Raw genomic sequence first — 20,735 nt, forward strand, 5'->3', positions numbered from 1 at the left:
TTTAAGAATCAGAATTTTACCATGAATATCATTATCACCGGTGCCAGCAGCGGCGTAGGCTTCGAGGCCGTAATTGAGCTATGTTTGCAAAACAAAAACTATAAAATTTTGGCTTTGGCCCGTTCGCAAGATAAGCTTACCCGCCTGCTCGAAATTGCCAAAGGATTAAACCCCGATTGCGTACTTTACCCTGTAACCTTTGATATTGTACATGATGATTATGCCGGGCTGCAACAGTTCGTCAACATGCATTTGGATGGACATATAGATATCCTTATCAACAACGCCGGGGCTTTAATTAACAAGCCTTTTACCCAAATGGGTGAGTTTGATTTTGTAGAAATGCTGCAAAGCAATTACCTGGGCCATGTGCGCATGATCCAAAATATGTTGCCTCAAATTAACAATGGCGGGCACATTGTAAACATTGGCAGCATGGGCGGCGTTCAGGGAAGCGTAAAATTCCCAGGCTTGGCAGCTTACTCGGCCAGCAAAGCAGCACTGCATACTTTAACCGAATGCCTCGCCTTAGAACTTGCCGACCGCAAGATCAGCGTGAACTGCCTGGCTCTGGGTTCGGCCCAAACCGAAATGCTGGAGAAAGCTTTCCCCGACTACCAATCGCCCGTAATGGCTTTTGAAATGGGTAAATACATTGCCGATTTTGCTTTAACCGGTAATAAATTTTTCAACGGTAAGGTGCTGCCCGTAGCGGTAACTACGCCATAAATACATTACTTATCGTACAGGTTACTTAAAGAGATGATAACCACCCGTTTTCTAAAAAACAGGTGGTTAAGTATTATTAAATGCATTTTTAACTATTTTAGTGCATTAACTCTCACTTAAGTAATCTCATGAAAAAACTATTACTTGCTTTATTCACCTTTATTATTGCGCAAAGCAGCGTTTTTGCACAGCAGCACCTACTTTGGATGCAGCAGCCCAGTCTATCGCCCGATGGCAAATGGCTGGCTTTTGAGTATAAAGGCAATTTATTCAAAGTTCCCTCTGCCGGCGGTACTGCCGTGCCGCTCACCATAAACAGCGCCTATAACGGCTACCCTATATGGAGCCACGATGGTAAAACCATTGCTTTTGCGAGCGACCGTTACGGCAATTTTGATGTGTACACCATGCCTGCTGACGGCGGTTCGGCTACACGTCTAACCTTTAGTTCGGATAAAGACATACCCTTTGATTTTTCGCCCGATAACCAGAAAGTGTACTTCGGCACCGATCGTCATGATATCTATACCTCGGTACGTTTTCCTGGTAATGCCTATTTTATGAAAATGTATGTGGTGCCTGTAAAAGGTGGCCGCAGCATTATGTTTAACTCCGCAGGGACAGAGTACGTGCACTTCAACAAAACAGGCGACAAGTTTATTTACCAAGACCGCAAGGGTTACGAAGACCCATGGCGCAAACATCACACCTCGGCCGTTACGCGCGATATTTGGGTATACGATGTACCTCAAAAGTCTTACACCAAAGTTTCTACTTACGTGGGCGAAGACCGCGAACCGGTTTGGGGCAGCGGCGACAGCTTTTATTACCTGAGCGAGCGCAACGGCAATCAAAACCTTTACAAATCTTCGTTAGCCAATACAAGCAGCATCACCCAGCTTACCACTTTTACCAAAGATCCTGTGCGCAATTTGTCGCGCGCCGACGATGGCCTGATGGCCTTTACGCAAAATGGTGAATTATTTACTTTACGCGAAGGCGGACAACCTCAAAAGATCAACATTAGCCTGAGTGCCGATTTCAACGGCGACCAGGTACAAAACATGCCTGTACGAGGAGATGCTACCGAAATTGCGGTATCTCCAAACGGCAAAGAAGTAGCACTGGTTTACCGCGGCGAAATTTTTGTTACTTCGGCCGATGGTAATATTACTAAGCGCATTACCAATACGCCTTACCAGGAACGCATGGTACAATTTAGCCCTGATGGCCGCACGCTGATGTACTCAGTTGAAAACGCCGGATCGTGGGATATTTATAAAACCACGCTATCGGTTAACTCAGAGCCTTACTTTTTTGCGGGCACAACCTTAAAATCGGAGCCTGTGGTGAATACGGATAAGGACGAATTTCAGGCCGTATTTTCGCCCGATGGAAAAAAGATAGCTTATCTGGAAGAAAGGAACATTGTAAAGGTGTATGACCCTGCCACTAAAAAAACGGTAACCGTTTTACCGGCCGGCGTGAACTTTTCATACTCAGATGGAGATCAGTATTTCTCCTGGTCCCCCGATAGCAAGTACCTGCTCATTCAATCTGAAGAAGGCGCCTTTGGCCGTAGTGAAGTAGCCTTGGTTAAAGCCGACGGTACAGGTCAGCGCCTAAACTTAACCGAAAGCGGTTTTGATGATGGGCATGCGCAATGGGGTTTAAATGGTAAAATGATGTACTGGTTAAGCGATAAGCTGGGAATGAAAAACCTGTCGAGCGGCTCGCAAACTGATATCTATGCTATGTTTTTCGATCAATCGGCCTGGGACAGATTCCGCTTGAGCAAAGAAGATCTGGACATCCGTAAGCAGGAAGAGAAACGCGATTCGCTGGATAAGGTTGCCAGTAAACCCACCAAATCTACCCCAGCTAATGCCAAAACACCGGCAGGTGTTGCGCCTTATGCTTACGAGCCAAACTTCAAGAACCTCGACGACCGCGTTATTCGTTTAACTGTGGGCTCGGCCAGTATTTCTGATGATGTGCTTTCTAAAGACGGCGAGAAACTTTTCTATCTGGCCAAGTATGACAAAGGTTACGACTTATGGCAAACCATGGCCCGTACCAAAGAAACCAAAGTATTAGCAGCACTGAATGCCAGTGGAGGATCTTTAGAGCTAACGCCCGATGGTAAAAGCCTGTTCGTGTTAGCCAGCGGTAACGTAATGAAGGTAAACGTTGAGGATGGCAAAATTACGCCGGTAAAGATCAACAGCACTATGGATCTGGATGCCGCTGCTGAGCGTAGCTACGTGTTTGAGCATGCCTGGAAACAGGTAGGCAAAAAGTTCTTCGACCCTAAATTGCAAGGTGTGGATTGGAACTATTATCATACCGCTTACGCCCAATTTTTACCGCACATTAATAACAACTACGATTTCCAGATCCTGCTAAGCGAACTGCTGGGCGAACTCAACGGCTCACATACCGGCGGACGTTACTCGCCGGTATTCCCTAACGCAGATCAAACCGGTGCTTTAGGTTTACTGTATGATCAAAGCAAAGGCGGCAACGGGTTGGTAGTGACCGATATTATTACCGGCGGCCCCTTTGACGTAGCCCGTACTAAAATGAGAAAAGGCTATGTGATTGACAAAATTGATGGCGACGCCATAACCGACGATTCCGACTGGGCAAAACTACTTAACCACAAAGTTGACAAGTATACCCTCATTAGCTTCCACGACCCTAAAACCAATACCCAGTACCAAGAAAACGTAAAACCGGTTAGTCCGAGTTTTGAGCGCAGCGTATTACTATACAACCGCTGGGTGAAACGCATGGAACGCATGACCGACAGCCTGTCTAACGGCCAAGTAGGCTATGTGCATGTTCAAGGCATGAACGATCCAAGTTATCGTGTAACTTTCGACAAAGTATTAGGTAAGAACTATGGCAAAAAAGCGCTGATCGTTGATACCCGCTTTAACGGAGGCGGCTGGCTGCACGATGATTTGGTGACTTTCCTGGGTGGAAAGAAATATATGGAGTTGCGCCCGCAGGGTCACCCCACTGAAGGTGGCGAGTCTTTAGGCAAGTGGAACAAACCAAGCTGTGTACTCATGAGCGAGGGCAACTACTCTGATGCCTTTATTTTCCCCTGGGCTTATAAAGAATTGAAATTAGGTAAGCTCATTGGTATGCCGGTGGCAGGTACCGGTACCGCCGTATGGTGGGAACGCCAAATAGACGGCACGCTGGTTTTCGGCATTCCTATGGTATCAACCTGGGGTATTGGTGCCACCCACCCTACCGAGAACGCCCAGGTAGAACCCGATATTAAAGTGCAAAACGATTATAATAAGGTACTTTCCGGCGAAGATCAGCAACTGGAAACCGCGGTTAAGGAGATGTTGAAAACGGTGAAGTAACACCCCTCCCAACCCTCCCCAAAGGGGAGGGCTTTAAAAGATAAGTCATTTTAGTATATTCGGAATAACAACTTCCTCTAAACAAGAAAAGCCCTCCCCTTTGGGGAGGGTTGGGAGGGGTGTTACAACAAATCAAACCCAATATCTTTTCTAAAGTACTTACCGTCATAATAAATACGGCTGGCATCCAGTGTGGATTGTTGCAGGGCGGTAAACAGATCATCCTGCAAAGAGGTAATGGCCAGCACCCGTCCGCCGGTAGTAATTACATCATCCCCTTGCATACCTGTACCCGCGTGGAAAGCGATGGAACCACGTACGTTATCTAACCCGCTAATTACTTTGTCTTTCAAATACTCGCCAGGGTAACCACCTGCTACGCAAACTACGGTGGCCGCAATTTTGGGCGAAATGGAGAATTGCTTTTCTACCAAATTACCTTCTGCTACGCCCATCAGTAAATCAACTAAGTCAGATTCTATGCGGGGCAATACGCTTTCAGTTTCAGGGTCGCCCATGCGGCAGTTGTATTCAATGGTGTAGGGGTCGCCATCACAATTCATCAACCCTATAAAAATGAAGCCTTTGTAAGGTATGCCTTCTTGTTTTAAACCTTCTACGGTAGGGATCACAATGCGCTCTTCTACCTTTTGCATAAAGGCGGCATCGGCAAATGGTACGGGAGATACTGAGCCCATGCCGCCGGTATTCAAGCCTGTATCGCCCTCGCCTATACGTTTATAGTCCTTGGCTTCGGGTAGTATTTTGTAGCTGTTGCCATCTGTGAGTACAAAAACCGATAGCTCAATGCCTTGTAAAAATTGTTCTACTACTACTTTCGAACTGGCTTCGCCAAATTTTGCTTCGGTCAGCATTTCTACTAATTCCTGCTGTGCTTCCTGTAATGAAAGGCATATTAAAACGCCTTTACCCGCAGCCAATCCATCCGCTTTTAAAACTATGGGTAAGCCTTGGGTAGCCAGGTAAGTTAAGCCATCCTGCAAAGTGTCGCGCGTAAACGTGCGCGATGCCGCTGTAGGGATGTTATGACGCTGCATAAACTGTTTAGAAAAATCTTTGCTGCCCTCTAATTGTGCGGCTTCGCGCTGCGGACCAATTACCGGGATGCTTTTCAGTTGTTCGTCATCCAAAAAGAAATCATGAATACCTTTTACCAGCGGTTCTTCGGGTCCAACCAAAACCAGGTTAATCCCGTTAGCCAATACAAAAGCTTTAATGCCTTCAAAATCGGTAACCTTCAAATCAACGTTGGTACCAAACTGGCCTGTACCGGCATTACCGGGTGCTATAAAAAGTTTTTCGCATTGCGGGCTTTGGGTAAGTTTCCAGGCAAATGCACTCTCGCGGCCGCCCGAACCAATTAACAGGATATTCATGGCGGTAAAGATAGAATTTTTGAGTAGCAAGTATCAAGTATTTAGTAGCAAGATTAGGTGCTTATATCACCGGTAAATGTCTTGATACTTGCTACTAAATACTTGATACTCCCTGCAAATTTCCTACCTTTACCTGCCATAATGGCCTTTACAACCTATTGGCGCAATTGTTGGTTTAGACGGAATATATTTTATTGAACATGTTAGGATTTATTAGTAAGCTTTTTGGAAGCAAATCGGAGCGCGATGTTAAAGCCATCCAGCCACTGGTTGAAAAAATAAAAAGCGAATTTGCCAAGCTCGAAAATATCAGCAACGATGAGCTACGGGCCATGACCATCAATTTTAAAGAAAGAATTGCACAGGGTTTGGCCATCATTGATGAGCAGATTGCTGCCATTAAAAGTGATATAGAAACCAATCTGGATATGGATGTAAATGCCAAGGTTGATTTGTATACCCGTATTGATAAGCTGGAAAAAGATCGCAATAAGGAACTTGAAGTTATTTTATTAAATATATTGCCCGAAGCTTTTGCCGTAGTTAAAGAAACAGCAAAACGTTTTTCGGCAGGCAATGGCATTGAAGTTACCGCTACTGAATTTGACCGCTACTTAGCCTCTAAAAAAGGTAACGTGGTACTTAAAGGTGATAAAGCTCACCACAGTAGCACCTGGAAGGCTGCCGGTAACGATGTTACCTGGAACATGGTACATTACGATGTTCAGTTGATAGGTGGTACCGTACTGCACAGCGGTAAAATTGCCGAGATGGCCACAGGTGAGGGTAAAACGCTGGTAGCAACACTACCTGCTTACTTGAATGCACTTGCCGGACAAGGCGTACACATTGTAACCGTGAACGATTACCTGGCACGCCGTGACTCGGAGTGGATGGGCCCGTTGTACGAGTTCCACGGTTTATCGGTTGATTGTATTGACAAGCACGAGCCAAACTCTGAGGAGCGCCGCAATGCTTACCTGGCCGATATTACTTTTGGCACCAACAACGAGTTTGGTTTTGATTACCTGCGTGACAATATGACACGCACACCTGAAGAATTGGTACAGCGCAAACTGCACTTTGCCATGGTGGATGAGGTTGACTCCGTGTTAGTGGATGATGCCCGTACCCCTTTAATTATATCAGGCCCTATACCTCGTGGCGATGAGCACGAGTTTTATATGCTGAAACCACGTATAGAGCGTTTGGTGAATGCACAAAAAGCATACATCAACACTGCTTTAAACGAAGCTAAAAAACAAATTGCCGAAGGTAAAACCGGCATTGATGATGGTGGTTTAGCATTATTGCGCGCGCACCGTGGTTTACCTAAGAGCAAAGCCTTAATTAAATTTTTAAGTGAGGGCGGTAACCGTACCGTACTGCAAAAAACGGAGAATAGTTACATGCAAGACCAGGGCAAGGATATGCCTAAGGTTGATACAGAACTGTTCTTCGTTATAGACGAAAAAAACAACTCGGTAGAACTGACCGAAAAAGGTATTCATCTGATCACCGCATCTGGCGAAGACACTAATTTCTTCGTGATGCCTGATGTAGGTACCGAAATTGCCAAGATTGAAAAATCAGACCTTTCTGCCGAAGATAAACTGGCGCATAAAGATGAACTGATGCGCGATTTTTCTATCAAGTCTGAGCGTATACACTCCATTAACCAATTGCTAAAAGCCTATACCCTGTTTGAAAAGGATACCGAATACATCCTGGATGAAGGTAAAGTGAAAATTGTAGATGAGCAAACCGGCCGTGTATTAGATGGCCGCCGTTACTCTGATGGTTTACACCAGGCTATTGAGGCTAAAGAAAATGTGAAGGTAGAAGATGCTACCCAAACCTTTGCCACCATTACGCTGCAAAACTATTTCCGTATGTACCACAAGCTTTGCGGTATGACGGGTACTGCCGTAACTGAAGCCGGCGAGCTTTGGGAAATTTACAAACTGGATGTGGTAGAAATACCAACCAACGTAAAAGCCCAGCGCGATGACCGTCAGGATTTGGTATACCGCACCATGCGCGAAAAATATAATGCCGTAGCCGAAGAAATTGTAAAACTGACCGAAGCCGGCAGACCAGTACTGGTAGGTACTACCTCAGTAGAAATTTCGGAGTTACTAAGCCGTATGCTGAAACTGCGTGGCATCAAGCATAACGTACTGAATGCTAAGATGCACCAGAAAGAGGCCGACATTGTGGCCGAAGCTGGTCAGGCAGGTACTGTTACTATAGCCACCAACATGGCCGGTCGTGGTACAGATATTAAGCTTGGTAAAGGTGTTAAGGAATCGGGTGGTTTAGCCATTGTAGGTACCGAACGCCATGAATCTCGCCGTGTTGACAGGCAGTTGCGTGGTCGTGCCGGTCGTCAGGGAGATCCGGGTTCTTCACAGTTCTTTGTATCGTTGGAGGATAACCTGATGCGTTTATTCGGATCGGAGCGTATCTCCAACCTCATGGTGCGTATGGGTATTGAAGAGGGCGAAGTAATTCAGCACTCTATGATCTCTAAATCTATTGAGCGTGCGCAAAAGAAAGTAGAAGAAAACAACTTTGGTATACGTAAGCGTTTGCTGGAGTATGATGATGTGATGAACTCACAGCGTACCGTAGTTTATGCTAAACGTAAAAACGCCTTGTTTGGCGAGCGTTTGGAAGTAGACATCAGCAACACCATTTACGATGTGGTTGAGGATGTGGTTACTGAGTACAAAGAAGCTAACAACTATGAAGGTTTCCAACTGGAAATGATCCGTTTGTTCTCTGTTGATCCGGAAATTACCCAGGAAGAGTTTGCCGCAGCTAATTTGAATAACCTGATAGAAGGCACCTCAAACGTAGTAACCGACTTTTACAAACGTAAAACCGAAGCTATATCTGAGCAGGCTTACCCTGTTTTGAAAGATGTATACGAAACCCGCGGCGAGTACGTGGAAAACATTGTGGTGCCATTTACCGATGGTGTACACGGTATACAGGTAGCCGTTCCGTTGAAAAAAGCAGTTGAAAATCATGGTTTGGAAGTGTTCAAGTCTTTTGAGAAGAACGTAACCTTGTACCTGATAGACGATGCATGGAAAGAGCATTTGCGTGAAATGGATGAGTTGAAGCAATCGGTACAAAATGCCGTTTACGAGCAAAAAGATCCGCTGTTGGTTTATAAGTTCGAAGCATTCCAACTATTCCGCCAAATGCTGGCTACGGTAAATAAAGAATTGGTGAGCTTCCTGTTCAGAGGTGGTATTCCGGTTCAGCAAGCTCCCGAAGAAATTCGCGAAGCCCGTCCTGAGCCTAAGACCGATATGCGCCAAATGCGTATGAGCAAACCTGAACTTGATACAGATGGCACTGTTATACAGCTTGAGGATCAGGAACCACAAAAACAAGTGCCCGCTAAAGCCGAGCAACGCATTGGCCGTAACGACCCCTGCCCTTGCGGTAGCGGTAAAAAGTTTAAAAACTGCCACGGCGCGTAAGGAGTTAATCAAATAAATACAATCGTATCATTGCGAGGTACGAAGCAATCCTATGTGCAGGCAAACAGCCTTAAAAGCGCATATTGCTTCGAACCTCGCAATTGATGTTATAAGAGGTAATGCATAAGTTCAAAAACACTAAATATGGTCAGTCTGAGCCTGTGGAAGACTTAGCCGAACGCATAATGCTTCGACAAGCTCAGCATGACATTTTTTTTAAATTAACTTTTATTACTTATGTGTTGATACTTTTCAGCATACAGGTTAGCCATGCCCAAACTGCACCCACCCGCGGCCATTTAGAGATTATTAAGGATTCCCGCATAGATTCTCTCATTGCTCATCGCTATACCGTTGGCAAAGGTGGTTCAAGCCGTACAGCCAGCAGCAGTATATCGGCATACGGTTACCGTGTGCAGTTTTACAGCGGACCTAACCGTAAGGAGGCTTTTAATGCGCAGAACCGGTTATTGCAAATGCATCCCGAGCTGCGGACTTACATCAATTACAAGGAACCCAACTTTAAAGTAAAAGCAGGTGATTTTCGTAGTCGGCTGGAGGCTACAAAACTCATACAAGACCTTAAAGGCATATTTTCCAGCCTGTTCATCATATCCGAAAGAATTAATCCGCCGAAACTGGCCGATCCAAATACCACCCCGCAATGATCAAAGAACAAATACAAGAGCTTTCTCAAAAAGTATTTAACGATGTAGTGGCCAACCGCCGTCATTTGCATGCACATCCCGAATTATCATTTAACGAGGTAGCCACCTCGGCTTATGTGGCAGCCAAGTTAGATGAACTGAACATCCCTCATGTCCGCATGGCCGATAACGGTATTGTGGGCTTGTTGAAAGGGAGCAAACCATCCGACCAGGTAGTTGCCCTTCGTGCCGATATGGATGCCTTACCTATTCTGGAAGCTAACGACGTGCCTTACAAATCGACCAATCCTGGCGTAATGCATGCTTGTGGTCATGATGTGCACACTTCTTCATTATTGGGTACCGCTACGATACTAAGCAATTTGAAAGATCAGTTTGCCGGTACTATTAAATTTATATTCCAGCCTGCCGAGGAGAAATTGCCCGGCGGTGCAAATTTGATGATACAGCAGGGCGTGTTAGAAAATCCTAAGCCCCATGCGGTATTAGGCCAGCACGTAATGCCGTTGATTGATGCCGGCAAGGTAGGTTTCCGTGCCGGTAAATATATGGCCAGCACCGATGAGATTTATGTAACCGTAAAAGGTAAAGGCGGCCATGGTGCGCAACCACAACAAAATATCGACCCGGTTATTATTACCGCCCATATGCTTACAGCCCTGCAGCAGGTAGTAAGCCGCTTTGCCGACCCTAAAAGTCCGTCTGTATTATCGTTTGGTAAAGTGATTGCCAATGGGGCTACCAACATTATCCCCAACGAGGTTTACCTGGAAGGCACTTTCCGTACTATGGACGAGAAATGGCGTAACGAAGCACACATCCGCATGAAGAAAATGGCCGAAGGCATTGCCGAAAGCATGGGTGGCAGCTGCGATTTCAACATCGTGCGTGGCTATCCGTTCCTCATCAACGAAGAAAAACTAACCGCCTCCGTACGTGGCCATGCCGAAGATTACCTGGGGAAAGAGAACGTATTAGACCTCGACATCTGGATGGCAGCCGAAGATTTTGCCTATTACTCGCAGGTAGCCGACAGTTGCTTTTACCGCCTGGGTACCCGCAATGAAAGCCGTGGCATCACATCAGCAGTACACACCCCAACTTTTGATGTGGAAGAAAGTGCGTTGGGTGTAAGTACTGGTTTAATGGCTTACATGGCGTTGAAGCAATTGGGTAACTGATAAAGCAACAATAGGAAACAAAAAGAGCTGCTAATGCAGCTCTTTTTGTTTAAACCTCACTTTTCATCTTTAACTAACACCTCAGCGAGTTTTACATCCAAAGCATCGCCGCGCAAATTCTTGGCTATCAACTTCCCAGCAGGGTCAACTAAGAAACTTTGAGGTACGGCTTGTATACCGTAAAGCTTAGCCACTTGATTATCCCAATATTGCAGGTCAGACACCTGATACCACGCTAAACCATCAGCTTTAATAGCACTCAACCAGGCTTCCTTCTTTCTATCGAGCGATACGCCAACGATCACCAGATTTTTAGATTTAAACCTGTTATAAAGTTTCACCAGTGCCGGATTAGCTTGCCGACAGGGTACACACCAGGAAGCCCAGAAGTCAATCAGCACATAACTACCCCGGAACTGACTTAAGCTCAATAGATGGCCATCGGCATCGGTTGATGTAAAATCAGGCATGGTGTTACCAATAATTACATTTTTCATTCCCTCCAGTTGCCGGCCAAATTTCAACCCGGCAGGACTTTGCTTTAAGCTGTTGCCCAAGAGTTTAAATAACGGTTCTATGGTTGTATAATCGTACGTAAAGGATAATCCTTTTACCATCCTCAGGCTTTTGGCATCGTTTGGATGTTTAACAATGTACGAACGAATGGTATTAACCTGTGCCGTGTCTTCGTTTGCTGTTAATACACCAGCATTACAGATAATTGCATAAGCACTCCACAAGATTATGGTCAGTAAAATATATTTCACAGTAGTCATAATTAAGATAAAAGCAAAACAGGCATTACTTTTTAAAGCAATGCCTGTCTTATTATTATTGATAATTCAACGGTTATTCTTCAGCTTTCACTTTTTCTTGCTTAGCCAACACTTCGGCCAGCTTGGCATCCAACGCATCGCCGCGCAGGTTTTTGGCTATCACTTTACCGTTAGGGTCTAAAAGGAAGTTTTGGGGGATGGCTTGTACGCCGTACAGTTTGGCCAAATCGTTATCCCAAAATTTAAGGTCAGATACCTGTGTCCATTGCAAGCCATCTTTGTGGATAGCGGCCAGCCACTTGGCTTTGGCATCCGGGCGGTCTAACGATACGCCTAAAATGGTAAAGTTGCGGTCTTTGTATTTGTTAAAGGTGCGTACCACATTAGGATTTTCCTGGCGGCAAGGGCCGCACCATGATGCCCAAAGATCAACCAGCAGGTATTTACCTCTGAACGATGACAGTTTCACCATAACGCCATTGGTATCGGCCATGGCAAAATCAGTAGCGGTAGCGCCAATGGCTACGTTTTTCATACCGGCCAGTTGGGCAGCAAACTTTTTACCGCTTTCGCTATCTTTAATTGTGGGCGACAAGGCGGCAAATATCGGTGCTATCTCGGCATAATCTGTACTGTAGGCCAGGTTACGGATGAGGTTTAAACTGATCAATGATTTAGGATAGGCTTTAACAAACTTCTTGCTGATCCCGTCAGACAGTTCGTCAGCTTTCTTATCCATTGCATCCATCTCAGCCTTAAACTCGGCCGATTCGCGCTGGGCTGGCGTGGCCGCTTTACGCTTGGCGCTCATGGCAGCATAAATATCGTTCACCGGCTTGTTGGCCAGTTTATAAGCTTCGTTCTCTATATTGGTTTGAGTACCTCCTACCGTAGCTGTTTGCATAGAATCAACCGCATTCTTAACGGTAATTACACCCGGTTCCAGGTAAATTTGCTGATAATCGCGGGCTTTGCTCATGCCGGTACCGGCCCTGTTCATGATCAGGTAAGCCTGGGAAGGTATCTTAGCAGTTTCGCCTTTAAACTCAAATTCACCATTTTTAATGGCAACCGAATCATCAATGGTTTTGCCATCTTTACGGTACTCAAGGTAAGCCATTGCAGGGGTGCTTACCGCACCTACTTTTCCTTTAACGGTGAAAGCTCCGGTCGGGGCCTGGGCCATGGCGGCTAAAGGCAGGGCGGCCAATAATGTAAAGACTGCTTTTTTCATATATTTTTAAGTGTATGTAAATCGTGTATTCACAAATCTAATATTGTAAAACGTTAAATCCAACAGCTAATCAAGCTTTTATCAATATTAAAAAAAGACTACCAAATAAGTAGAATATTTTACGCAATTATAAATATTCATGCTTGGAAAACTGGCAGCCCCTTTCTATTTTTTCTGATGCACTATCCAATTCCCTTAAAAAAATCATAAATTGCAACTTTACTAAAATACATCGGGCCATGACCACAGAAACCCTTGACATTAAGATAACTAAAGCCGCACAATCGCGCCTGGCACAAACAGATTTTAGCCAGCTGGTGTTTGGCCATACTTTTACCGACCATATGCTGGTGGCCGATTATGCCGACGGCGAATGGAAGAACTTTGAAATTGTACCTTATGGCGAAATTGGCCTGAGCCCTGCTATCTCGTCTTTACACTACGGACAAGCGTTTTTTGAAGGCCTGAAAGCTTATAAACATCAGGATGGCCAGGTATCGGTTTTCCGCCCTGACAAGAATGCAGCCCGTTTTAATAAATCGGCACAGCGCCTTTGCATGCCCGAACTGCCCGAAGAGATGTTTATTCAAAGCATTGCAGCTTTGGTAGATGTAGAGCGCAATTGGATACCTACAGCAGAAAACCACGCTTTATACATTCGTCCGTTTATGTTTGCTACCGATCCGTTTTTGGGTGTGGTGCCATCAAAAACGTACAAATTCATGATACTTACCTGCCCGGTTGGGCCTTACTTTACTAAACCGTTGCGTGTTAAGTTTGAAACTAAGTTTACCCGCGCTGCCGAAGGTGGTTTTGGTTACGCCAAAGCAGCCGGTAACTACGCAGGTGCTATGCTGCCTACCCGCCGTGCCGTTGAAGAAGGCTTTGACCAAATGATATGGACCGATGCTAAAGAGCATTTATACGCCGAAGAAATGGGTGCCGCCAACGTGATGTTTTTTATCGACGGTACGTTAGTAACCCCCTCAACCCGCGATACTATTTTAGATGGTGTTACGCGCGATACCGTAATAGCCATGGCTAAAGACTGGGGCATCCCGGTGGAAGAACGCCGCATTTCTATTGCGGAAATTGTGGAAGGCGCTAAAAACGGCAAACTAACCGATGCCTTTGGTGCCGGTACCGCTGCCACTATTGCCCCGGTAGGTTCGTTAAATTACGAAGGTGAAGAGTACCCGCTAAGCGACCCTGCCACCCGCGAGTTTTCTAACCGTGTGTTCAATACCCTGAACGACATTCGTTATGGCCGTACGGAAGACACACACGACTGGAATTACATGGTGTAAATGACCACATTCCCCAAAAGTGGGAGTATAAAAAATAATCAGGCGCTTCTTTTCAGAAGCGCCTGATTATTTTAGATCATGTCATATCAAGTATTAACGAAAAACCATGTTACTCCTACAACATGGTTAATTACAATATCCAACAAGATCTCTCACTATCGTTCGAGATGACTTCTAATATTTGACTATTCCTCTTCTTTCAGGGGCACAACCATAACCGGTACATCAGCATGACGTACCACATCTTCGGCTACGCTGCCCATTAGCAAGCGGTCGAAACCACTGCGTTTGTGGGTGCCAATAATGATAAGGTTAGCACCAAAAGTGGCGCTGCAATTAATAATACCATCGGCACTCGAACCATAATCGGTATATTGGGTAACCTCCATATCGGTGCCATATTTAGCAATGATGCGGTTAAGCAGGCTATCGGCAGCTTGGTTTTGGGTTTCCATCAGTTCAACACTGTTAATATCGGCAGCACCTTCAAAGGGCATCCCAAAACCGGTATCATTTATTGGCGTAACTGCAGCGGGGATAGGCTCCACAATACTTACTATACCCACCGAGGCATTTAGTTTACGGGCCAGGTCGAAACCATATTGTGCGGCATGATCGGCATACTTGCTGTCGTCAATACCTATCAGTATTCTTGTAATATCCATATTTTAAGGTTTTATGGTGTGTAATTAATAACAGTTGAAGCGTAATATGTTTTTTATCCACTCCAATACTTCAAATTATACAGGTGTACGGGGGCTATGTTTAAATAATATTTGTCCTGAAACAAAATTTATCCGTCAAATAAACCGGTTCAATGATGGTTTACTACCACTTATCTAAAAAAATATTAATTCTGATTAATCACTTCTAATTTTACGCCATGAAACCATTACTGGTGCTTTTAAGCGTTTTTGGGCTAAGTTGTTTATTCACATATTATTATACAGGCTGGAGTACTGCAAACTTGAGGCAGAGCGGCTGCGTGGCCATGGCCGCCATGATGGCCTTTACATCGGTAGCTCATTGGGTGTTTTGGCGCGGCATGATGCTGATGATACCCAGTATTATTCCTTATAAAAAAACCATGGTGTACTTTACCGGTGTTGTAGAGCTATTGGCAGCGGCCGGCTTACTGCTACCGGCCACAAGACTTGTAACGGGCATTTTGCTCATCCTGTTCTTTATAATCATTCTCCCGGCAAATATCATAGCCGCCAGGCAGCATATTAACCTGGAAAAAGCAAATTATATGGGCAGCGGCCTAAATTACCTTTGGTTTAGGGTGCCCTTACAATTATTTTTTATAGCCTGGGTTTACTGGTGTGCGTTGTAGTGCTGCCATTATATGCCTATCGTACACATCACTCTCACCATATTAAGCACCATGCCATATCTTCAACCGCCGCTCTTCGGAACTAAATGCAGGAGCAGTCAATTTTAACACTATTAATCCTGTAACAAGCCAACAGCATCTTTTTCGGTACCCAGGTAGCTCCAGCGTAAACCTTTAATGTATTTATTGAGTGCCTGGTTAATTTGGGCCGGCGTTACGTTGTTGATCAAATCGGGCATGCGTTCGGCATACATATAATCGCCCATAACTTCAGCAGTGCCCAGGTTGCCGGTTACCGCTTCTGAGCTTTGCTGTTTCATATAGTTGGAGGTAATGTAACCACTTTTCATATCGCGCAGGCCGGCATTGGTAAGCGTAGAATTTTTAATACGATCAATACAGTTGAGCATTATTTTGGCGGCTTCTTTTGGGTTTGTAGTACTTACATACATCATAGCATAAGGCATTTGCTGCATTACAGAATATGCACCCGGTGCGTACGACAGGTTGTACTTAGTACGCAATTGCGAAAAAAGAACACCACTCAACCCGTTAATTCCCATACGAAACGGCACATAATCGGGGCTGCTCATTACCGGTGCATTCATCATAGCGTTTAAATAGTTGGTGGCGATGTCGCGCTTTTCGGCCAGTATTTTTTGCCCTTCCCATTGGGGTGCCTGGTATGCGGCCGGCTGGTATGGAGCTTCGGGCAGGTTGGCAAAGGCAGCTTTCACTTTTTGCTCCAACTGCTCACGGGTAATTTTACCGGCTACCACTAAAAACATGCGTTTTTTATTCAGCAGTTTATAATAGTACGCTCTCAGGGCATCAGCGTTCAAGGCCGATACTGCTTCTTCGGTACCATCGGGATCATAAGCGTAAGGTGTGCCTTCAAAAGCACCTTTCATGGCCAGCTTTTCAATACGATCGTCGGGGTTGGTAGCGCTGCTGCCAATAGCGGCCAGCAGTTTGGCTTTAAGCAGTTCTACCTCGCCGGCTTCAAACGAAGGTTCGGTAACGGCGCGCGAGAACAGGTCCCATCCAAGGTCAAAGTATTTGGCTACACAGTTGAGGCTAATATTGCCATAATCGTAAGTTGATGAACCACCAATATTAATGTTGTAGTTATCGGCCATGTCTTTAAACGTGTTGGCACCATACTTTTTTACACCACACTCTGTAGTGGCTTTCAGGGCAAAGTTTTCTATACCTGCCTGGCCGGCGGGGTAATTGGTATTGCCGCCACGGTAATACATACGCACGCTGATCACTTCTTTGACGGTGGGTTTAAATATCACCTTTAAGCCGTTTACCTCAAACGAGGTAGTGGTTAAAGTACTTACACTTTCGGTAGTTTGGGCTAAAACAGGCAGTATGCAGGTGGCCGCTATAATTAGGGTAGCAATGATTTTTTTCATGGAATTTAAATTATTTAGAAGCTACAAATTCGGCCGGTACCTGTGAACGTAATTGTGGGTTAACCAGTAAGCCTGCGCAATAAGGTTTGTTCTTGATGTACTTGCGCACATACTCCTGCAAATTGGCCCGGCTAACTTTTTTCAGGTTTTCCTGGTAAGTGGTAAAATAATCAATGGAAGCAGATGCCCACCAAAACGAAAGTGTTTTCACAAAATCGGTAGTTACCTCGGCCTCTTCCGTTTGCCTGATGCCTAATTTGAGTTTAGCGGTTTCAATTTGCTCGTTGCTTACATAATCGTCGGCATCAAACAAGGCTATCTGCCTTTTTACCTCGGCCAGACACTCGCTTATTTTTGAAGGATTAGGCACCACAAACAGCGTAATAGGCCCCGAATGGCTCAACGTTAAATAACCAATATTGGCCTGTAATGCCAGGCCCGATTGCACGAGCGACTGGCTCAACCGCGATGAGTTTTGATTCAAGATATATGAAAATACGTCGGCAGCATAAGTGGCCGGAATATCGGTGCGGGTATCGGGCCCTATCCAGGTAATTTCGAGTACCGGTACCTGGGTAAGGTTAGATACCACAAAGAAGTTATCAATCTTTTGCAACGGCTTAATCTCCGGGATAGGCCATTTTTTAAACGGATCAAAGTCCGACGATTTCCAGCTGCCATAAATAGCGGTCACCTGCTTAAAAACATCTTCATGCAGTACATCGCCGGCTACGGTAAGCAGGCAATTGTTAGGATAATAATATTTGTTCTTGATAGAATCCATTTGCGCAGGTACGGCATTGCGGATCACATTATGGTTACCAATAGGATTCTTGCGGCTGTACAGATCGCCCCACAAATGGCGATCCATAGCCTCGCTCAACGCATAACCCGGGCTTGATTCCTGACGCTGAAACTCCCCATCTACCACAATATTCTCGCGGGCCATTTCCTTGGCATCAAACTTAGGATAACGGATGGCAGAGTTCATGAACTTCAAACCATCCTTCAAATTAAACTTGGGCAGGGTAAAAAAGTAATCTACGTTTTCAAACGTGGTAGAACCATTAAAATCTATACCCAGTTCGCTTACGCGATCCATGAATTCTTCCTGGCTTTTATAATCTTTATTAGCTTTAAAAAACATGTGCTCATACAAATGGCTTAGCCCGTTGAAGGCCGGCGTTTCGGTGTAAGAACCGTTTTTACTGGTAATCATAACGGTGGCCAGGGGCACGCTATTATCTTCTACCACCAATACATCAAGTCCATTGGGCAACTTGCGCAAAAACATATTAGCAGGCAGTTTGCTTTGCGCCTGCAGACCTGTAGCTAAAAGCAAAAGCAGGCTAAAGAGCAATAAAAGTCTTTTTGTCATAAGGTTCAAATAAAGGGCTTAAGCTAAATAACATTATTCATTTATAAAACTCCGGGCAGCACAAAGCCGAATTTTAACTTTTGAGTAATGCCATTCATTTAGAGTTGAACGCTGACCGCGTATTTAATAATATATGCGCTCATGCACAGGCAAAACTGAAATGCCTACATTTGTACTATGAAACATGAAGAAGTAGTTGCTGCGCTTAAAACAATTGCCGATACCCAAACAGCAGCAGGTATAAGTAAAGATGACTTGCAAGACCTCAAAAAGTATAACCTTATAGACATTGATGCAACCGAAAAAGTTCCGGTTTGTACCTTAACCAAAAAAGGAAGGGTTATGCTTAAAGCCAATTCAAAAGACAGCAAGTAGGCAAAACTTTGCGTGCTGCTTACCCGTACTTTATAAGCGAGCAAAGTTTGTAACGTAACCATTACCGAATTTTAACGCACACATTCTACTGAAAATAGTTATTTTGGGCAGTGTATTTAATCCATACACTGCTTTTTTATGCGCTCTAAAAAATTTCAAGTCCTGCTTAGCGGGTTAAGCCTTTGTACTGCGCTAACGGCATCGGCCCAAACAGGTAACTTAAGTGCAGCCAGCTATACAGGTTACGTAAAAACTTTAGCGTCTGATGCTTTTGAAGGCCGCAAGCCTTTTACCCGCAGCGAAACCAAAACCATTAACTACTTAGAACAGCAATTTAAGGCCCTCGGCTTGCAGCCTGGTAATAAGGGCAGCTACTTTCAGCCGGTACCCATGGTGGCTATCACTACTAACCCTGCTGCTAATATGGCCATTACAGGGCCCGACAGTAATTTTGAACTGGAAGGCTTGAAAGATTATGTATTGTGGACACGCCAAACTGCACCATCTATTAACCTTAACAATGAGGAACTGGTATTTGCCGGTTTTGGTATTACCGCACCCGAGTTTAACCACGACGATTATGCCGGGCTTGACGTAAAAGGCAAAGTGGTAGTAGTACTGGTGAACGACCCGGGGTATTATGATGCCCAACAGTTTAAAGGTAAAACCATGACCTACTATGGCCGCTGGACCTATAAGTATGATGAAGCTGCCCGCCATGGTGCAAAAGGCTGCTTAATTGTACATGATACCGGCCCGGCTGCCTATGGCTTCGGCGTGGTGCAAAACAGCTGGAAAGCAACCAAACTTTACCTTGACCCGCGCGGACACGAAAGCTATAAATGTGCTATTGAAGGCTGGCTAACCCTGCCCGCCACAGAGCATATCTTACAGGCCGCGGGTACTAATTACAAGGCCTTGTTAGCGCAAGCCCTGCGTACCGACTTTAAAGCCAAACCTTCGCCGCTTAAACTGAGCACATCTTTAACGGTGGCTACCGAGTACAAGGAATCGCACAACGTGATAGCCAAAATACCGGGCAGTAAAAAGCCCGACGAGTGCATTATTTACTCTGCACACTGGGATCACCTGGGCATAGGCAAGCCCGATGCCAAAGGCGACAGCATCTACAATGGTGCAGGCGACAACGCCACGGGCACAGCCGCGTTGCTCACCTTGGCTAAAGGCTTCAAATCCATGAAGACCAAGCCCGATCGTACGATCATCTTCCTTTCGGTAACGGCCGAAGAGCAGGGCTTGTGGGGTTCGGCCTATTATGCCGAAAACCCGGTATTTCCGAAAGAAAAAACCGTGGCCGATATTAACATGGATATGCTGTTTCCCTACGGTAAAACCATGGATGTATCTTTAATAGGCGCAGGACAATCGGAACTGGAAGATTACCTGAAGGATGCCGCCAAGCAACAGGGCCGCTATGTAGCTCCAGAGCCGGATCCATCGAAAGGCCTATATTTCAGGTCGGATCATTTCAACTTTGCTAAAATAGGCATCCCCGCCCTGTATATAGAAACCGGCATAGACATTCCCGGAAAAGGTAAGGCCTACGGCCGACAGCTACAGGATGACTTTACCACAAACATATACCACAAACCGGGCGATGAATACAACGCCGCCACATGGAATGTAACCGGCACCCTACAAGATCTGCAATTGTTGTTTTCGGTTGGTAAAAAACTGGCTTACTCCAGCACCTTATGGCCTAAATGGAAAGCAGGCTCGGAGTTTAAAGCTATCCGCGATAAGTATATGAAATAGATATAGAAGATGAAGGCCGGGAACTATTTCCGGCCTTTTCTTTTTGCTGCTGGCTGCAAGAACGAATAAAAAATATCACATATAGCCATACCAGCCCTTTAACCAAAAAGAACAGAAAACCAACCACACCAATACGTTTAAGCCATTTGATCATGAGGAGGATTGTTAAGCTTGACAAAGGTAACCACTAAACGCAAGATCAGGTAACAACCGTCACTTTGATTGAACAGTGAAATAACTAAAAAATCACTCTCTTCGAAGGTTGGTCCAACCCATA

16 protein-coding genes are annotated in these 20,735 nt (G+C 45.2%); 9 read left to right on the top strand and 7 right to left on the bottom strand.

The window, feature by feature from the left end; all coding sequences use genetic code 11:
- Positions 1-21 precede the first annotated feature (21 nt).
- Together IEV61_RS12400 and IEV61_RS12405 are read left to right on the top strand one after the other, a co-directional pair.
- Entirely contained in the window at positions 22-729 is a 708-nt protein-coding gene (locus tag IEV61_RS12400; RefSeq protein WP_188417119.1) for an SDR family NAD(P)-dependent oxidoreductase, read from the top strand.
- A 128-nt stretch (positions 730-857) separates the two neighbouring features.
- On the top strand, positions 858-4,112 hold the full coding sequence (locus IEV61_RS12405; protein WP_188417120.1) for a S41 family peptidase: 3,255 nt from the start codon (positions 858-860) through the stop codon (positions 4,110-4,112).
- Between the two features lie 122 nt (positions 4,113-4,234).
- Here IEV61_RS12405 and purD read toward each other — a convergent pair whose 3' ends face one another.
- The gene (gene purD / locus IEV61_RS12410; RefSeq protein ID WP_188417121.1) at positions 4,235-5,509 is read right to left on the bottom strand and encodes a phosphoribosylamine--glycine ligase; all 1,275 of its coding nucleotides are present in this window, start codon (positions 5,507-5,509) and stop codon (positions 4,235-4,237) included.
- A gap of 200 nt (positions 5,510-5,709) precedes the next feature.
- Between purD and secA the strand changes: the two genes are divergently transcribed.
- The 3 genes from secA (at position 5,710) to IEV61_RS12425 (ending at position 10,855) form a co-directional block, all read left to right on the top strand.
- Positions 5,710-9,006: a preprotein translocase subunit SecA gene (gene secA / locus IEV61_RS12415; protein WP_188417122.1), complete on the top strand. Its 3,297-nt coding sequence runs from the start codon at positions 5,710-5,712 to the stop codon at positions 9,004-9,006.
- A gap of 119 nt (positions 9,007-9,125) precedes the next feature.
- A complete protein-coding gene (locus tag IEV61_RS12420; protein WP_188417123.1) occupies positions 9,126-9,674 on the top strand; it encodes an SPOR domain-containing protein in 549 nt (182 codons plus the stop codon).
- A complete protein-coding gene (locus IEV61_RS12425; protein WP_188417124.1) occupies positions 9,671-10,855 on the top strand; it encodes a M20 metallopeptidase family protein in 1,185 nt (394 codons plus the stop codon). The genes IEV61_RS12420 and IEV61_RS12425 overlap by 4 nt, the downstream gene beginning before the upstream one ends.
- Positions 10,856-10,911: 56 nt before the next feature.
- Here the strand turns inward: IEV61_RS12425 and IEV61_RS12430 are convergent, their stop codons facing one another.
- Complete coding sequence (locus tag IEV61_RS12430) at positions 10,912-11,631, bottom strand: TlpA family protein disulfide reductase (protein ID WP_188417125.1); 720 nt, start codon at positions 11,629-11,631, stop codon at positions 10,912-10,914.
- Between the two features lie 73 nt (positions 11,632-11,704).
- On the bottom strand, positions 11,705-12,865 hold the full coding sequence (locus IEV61_RS12435) for a TlpA disulfide reductase family protein (RefSeq protein WP_188417126.1): 1,161 nt from the start codon (positions 12,863-12,865) through the stop codon (positions 11,705-11,707).
- A 239-nt stretch (positions 12,866-13,104) separates the two neighbouring features.
- On the opposite strand from IEV61_RS12435, the gene IEV61_RS12440 reads away from it, so the two are divergent.
- A complete protein-coding gene (locus tag IEV61_RS12440; protein ID WP_188417128.1) occupies positions 13,105-14,172 on the top strand; it encodes a branched-chain amino acid aminotransferase in 1,068 nt (355 codons plus the stop codon).
- 185 nt (positions 14,173-14,357) lie between these two features.
- On the opposite strand, the gene IEV61_RS12445 is transcribed toward IEV61_RS12440, so the two are convergent.
- Positions 14,358-14,837 (bottom strand): universal stress protein, encoded by a 480-nt coding sequence (locus tag IEV61_RS12445; RefSeq protein WP_188417130.1) that lies wholly within the window; start codon positions 14,835-14,837, stop codon positions 14,358-14,360.
- Positions 14,838-15,055: 218 nt separating this feature from the next.
- Between IEV61_RS12445 and IEV61_RS12450 the strand changes: the two genes are divergently transcribed.
- Positions 15,056-15,508 (top strand): DoxX family protein, encoded by a 453-nt coding sequence (locus tag IEV61_RS12450; protein WP_188417132.1) that lies wholly within the window; start codon positions 15,056-15,058, stop codon positions 15,506-15,508.
- A gap of 113 nt (positions 15,509-15,621) precedes the next feature.
- On the opposite strand, the gene IEV61_RS12455 is transcribed toward IEV61_RS12450, so the two are convergent.
- Positions 15,622-16,929 carry a M16 family metallopeptidase gene (locus IEV61_RS12455; protein WP_188417134.1) on the bottom strand — a complete coding sequence of 436 codons (1,308 nt, stop codon included), beginning with the start codon at positions 16,927-16,929 and terminating at the stop codon, positions 15,622-15,624.
- A gap of 10 nt (positions 16,930-16,939) precedes the next feature.
- The gene (locus IEV61_RS12460; RefSeq protein ID WP_188417136.1) at positions 16,940-18,307 is read right to left on the bottom strand and encodes a M16 family metallopeptidase; all 1,368 of its coding nucleotides are present in this window, start codon (positions 18,305-18,307) and stop codon (positions 16,940-16,942) included.
- 177 nt (positions 18,308-18,484) lie between these two features.
- Here IEV61_RS12460 and IEV61_RS12465 point away from each other — a divergent pair, with 177 nt between their 5' ends.
- Positions 18,485-18,682 (top strand): hypothetical protein, encoded by a 198-nt coding sequence (locus IEV61_RS12465; protein ID WP_188417138.1) that lies wholly within the window; start codon positions 18,485-18,487, stop codon positions 18,680-18,682.
- 138 nt (positions 18,683-18,820) lie between these two features.
- Positions 18,821-20,458 (top strand): M28 family metallopeptidase, encoded by a 1,638-nt coding sequence (locus IEV61_RS12470; protein WP_188417140.1) that lies wholly within the window; start codon positions 18,821-18,823, stop codon positions 20,456-20,458.
- On the opposite strand, the gene IEV61_RS12475 is transcribed toward IEV61_RS12470, so the two are convergent.
- Positions 20,433-20,612, bottom strand: coding sequence for a hypothetical protein (locus IEV61_RS12475; protein WP_188417325.1), 180 nt, complete (start codon positions 20,610-20,612; stop codon positions 20,433-20,435). The genes IEV61_RS12470 and IEV61_RS12475 overlap by 26 nt on opposite strands.
- Between the last annotated feature and the right edge of the window lie 123 nt (positions 20,613-20,735).

It is taken from the genome of Mucilaginibacter galii (genome assembly GCF_014635825.1).
GTDB classification, from domain to species: domain Bacteria; phylum Bacteroidota; class Bacteroidia; order Sphingobacteriales; family Sphingobacteriaceae; genus Mucilaginibacter; species Mucilaginibacter galii.

Bases quoted from the DNA above. Each gene is read 5' to 3' on its own strand.
- IEV61_RS12400 (WP_188417119.1), top strand. From the start codon at position 22: ATGAATATCATTATCACCGGTGCCAGCAGCGGCGTAGGCTTCGAGGCC.
- IEV61_RS12405 (WP_188417120.1), top strand. From the start codon at position 858: ATGAAAAAACTATTACTTGCTTTATTCACCTTTATTATTGCGCAAAGC.
- purD (WP_188417121.1), bottom strand. From the start codon at position 5,509: ATGAATATCCTGTTAATTGGTTCGGGCGGCCGCGAGAGTGCATTTGCC.
- secA (WP_188417122.1), top strand. From the start codon at position 5,710: ATGTTAGGATTTATTAGTAAGCTTTTTGGAAGCAAATCGGAGCGCGAT.
- IEV61_RS12420 (WP_188417123.1), top strand. From the start codon at position 9,126: ATGCATAAGTTCAAAAACACTAAATATGGTCAGTCTGAGCCTGTGGAA.
- IEV61_RS12425 (WP_188417124.1), top strand. From the start codon at position 9,671: ATGATCAAAGAACAAATACAAGAGCTTTCTCAAAAAGTATTTAACGAT.
- IEV61_RS12430 (WP_188417125.1), bottom strand. From the start codon at position 11,631: ATGACTACTGTGAAATATATTTTACTGACCATAATCTTGTGGAGTGCT.
- IEV61_RS12435 (WP_188417126.1), bottom strand. From the start codon at position 12,865: ATGAAAAAAGCAGTCTTTACATTATTGGCCGCCCTGCCTTTAGCCGCC.
- IEV61_RS12440 (WP_188417128.1), top strand. From the start codon at position 13,105: ATGACCACAGAAACCCTTGACATTAAGATAACTAAAGCCGCACAATCG.
- IEV61_RS12445 (WP_188417130.1), bottom strand. From the start codon at position 14,837: ATGGATATTACAAGAATACTGATAGGTATTGACGACAGCAAGTATGCC.
- IEV61_RS12450 (WP_188417132.1), top strand. From the start codon at position 15,056: ATGAAACCATTACTGGTGCTTTTAAGCGTTTTTGGGCTAAGTTGTTTA.
- IEV61_RS12455 (WP_188417134.1), bottom strand. From the start codon at position 16,929: ATGAAAAAAATCATTGCTACCCTAATTATAGCGGCCACCTGCATACTG.
- IEV61_RS12460 (WP_188417136.1), bottom strand. From the start codon at position 18,307: ATGACAAAAAGACTTTTATTGCTCTTTAGCCTGCTTTTGCTTTTAGCT.
- IEV61_RS12465 (WP_188417138.1), top strand. From the start codon at position 18,485: ATGAAACATGAAGAAGTAGTTGCTGCGCTTAAAACAATTGCCGATACC.
- IEV61_RS12470 (WP_188417140.1), top strand. From the start codon at position 18,821: ATGCGCTCTAAAAAATTTCAAGTCCTGCTTAGCGGGTTAAGCCTTTGT.
- IEV61_RS12475 (WP_188417325.1), bottom strand. From the start codon at position 20,612: ATGATCAAATGGCTTAAACGTATTGGTGTGGTTGGTTTTCTGTTCTTT.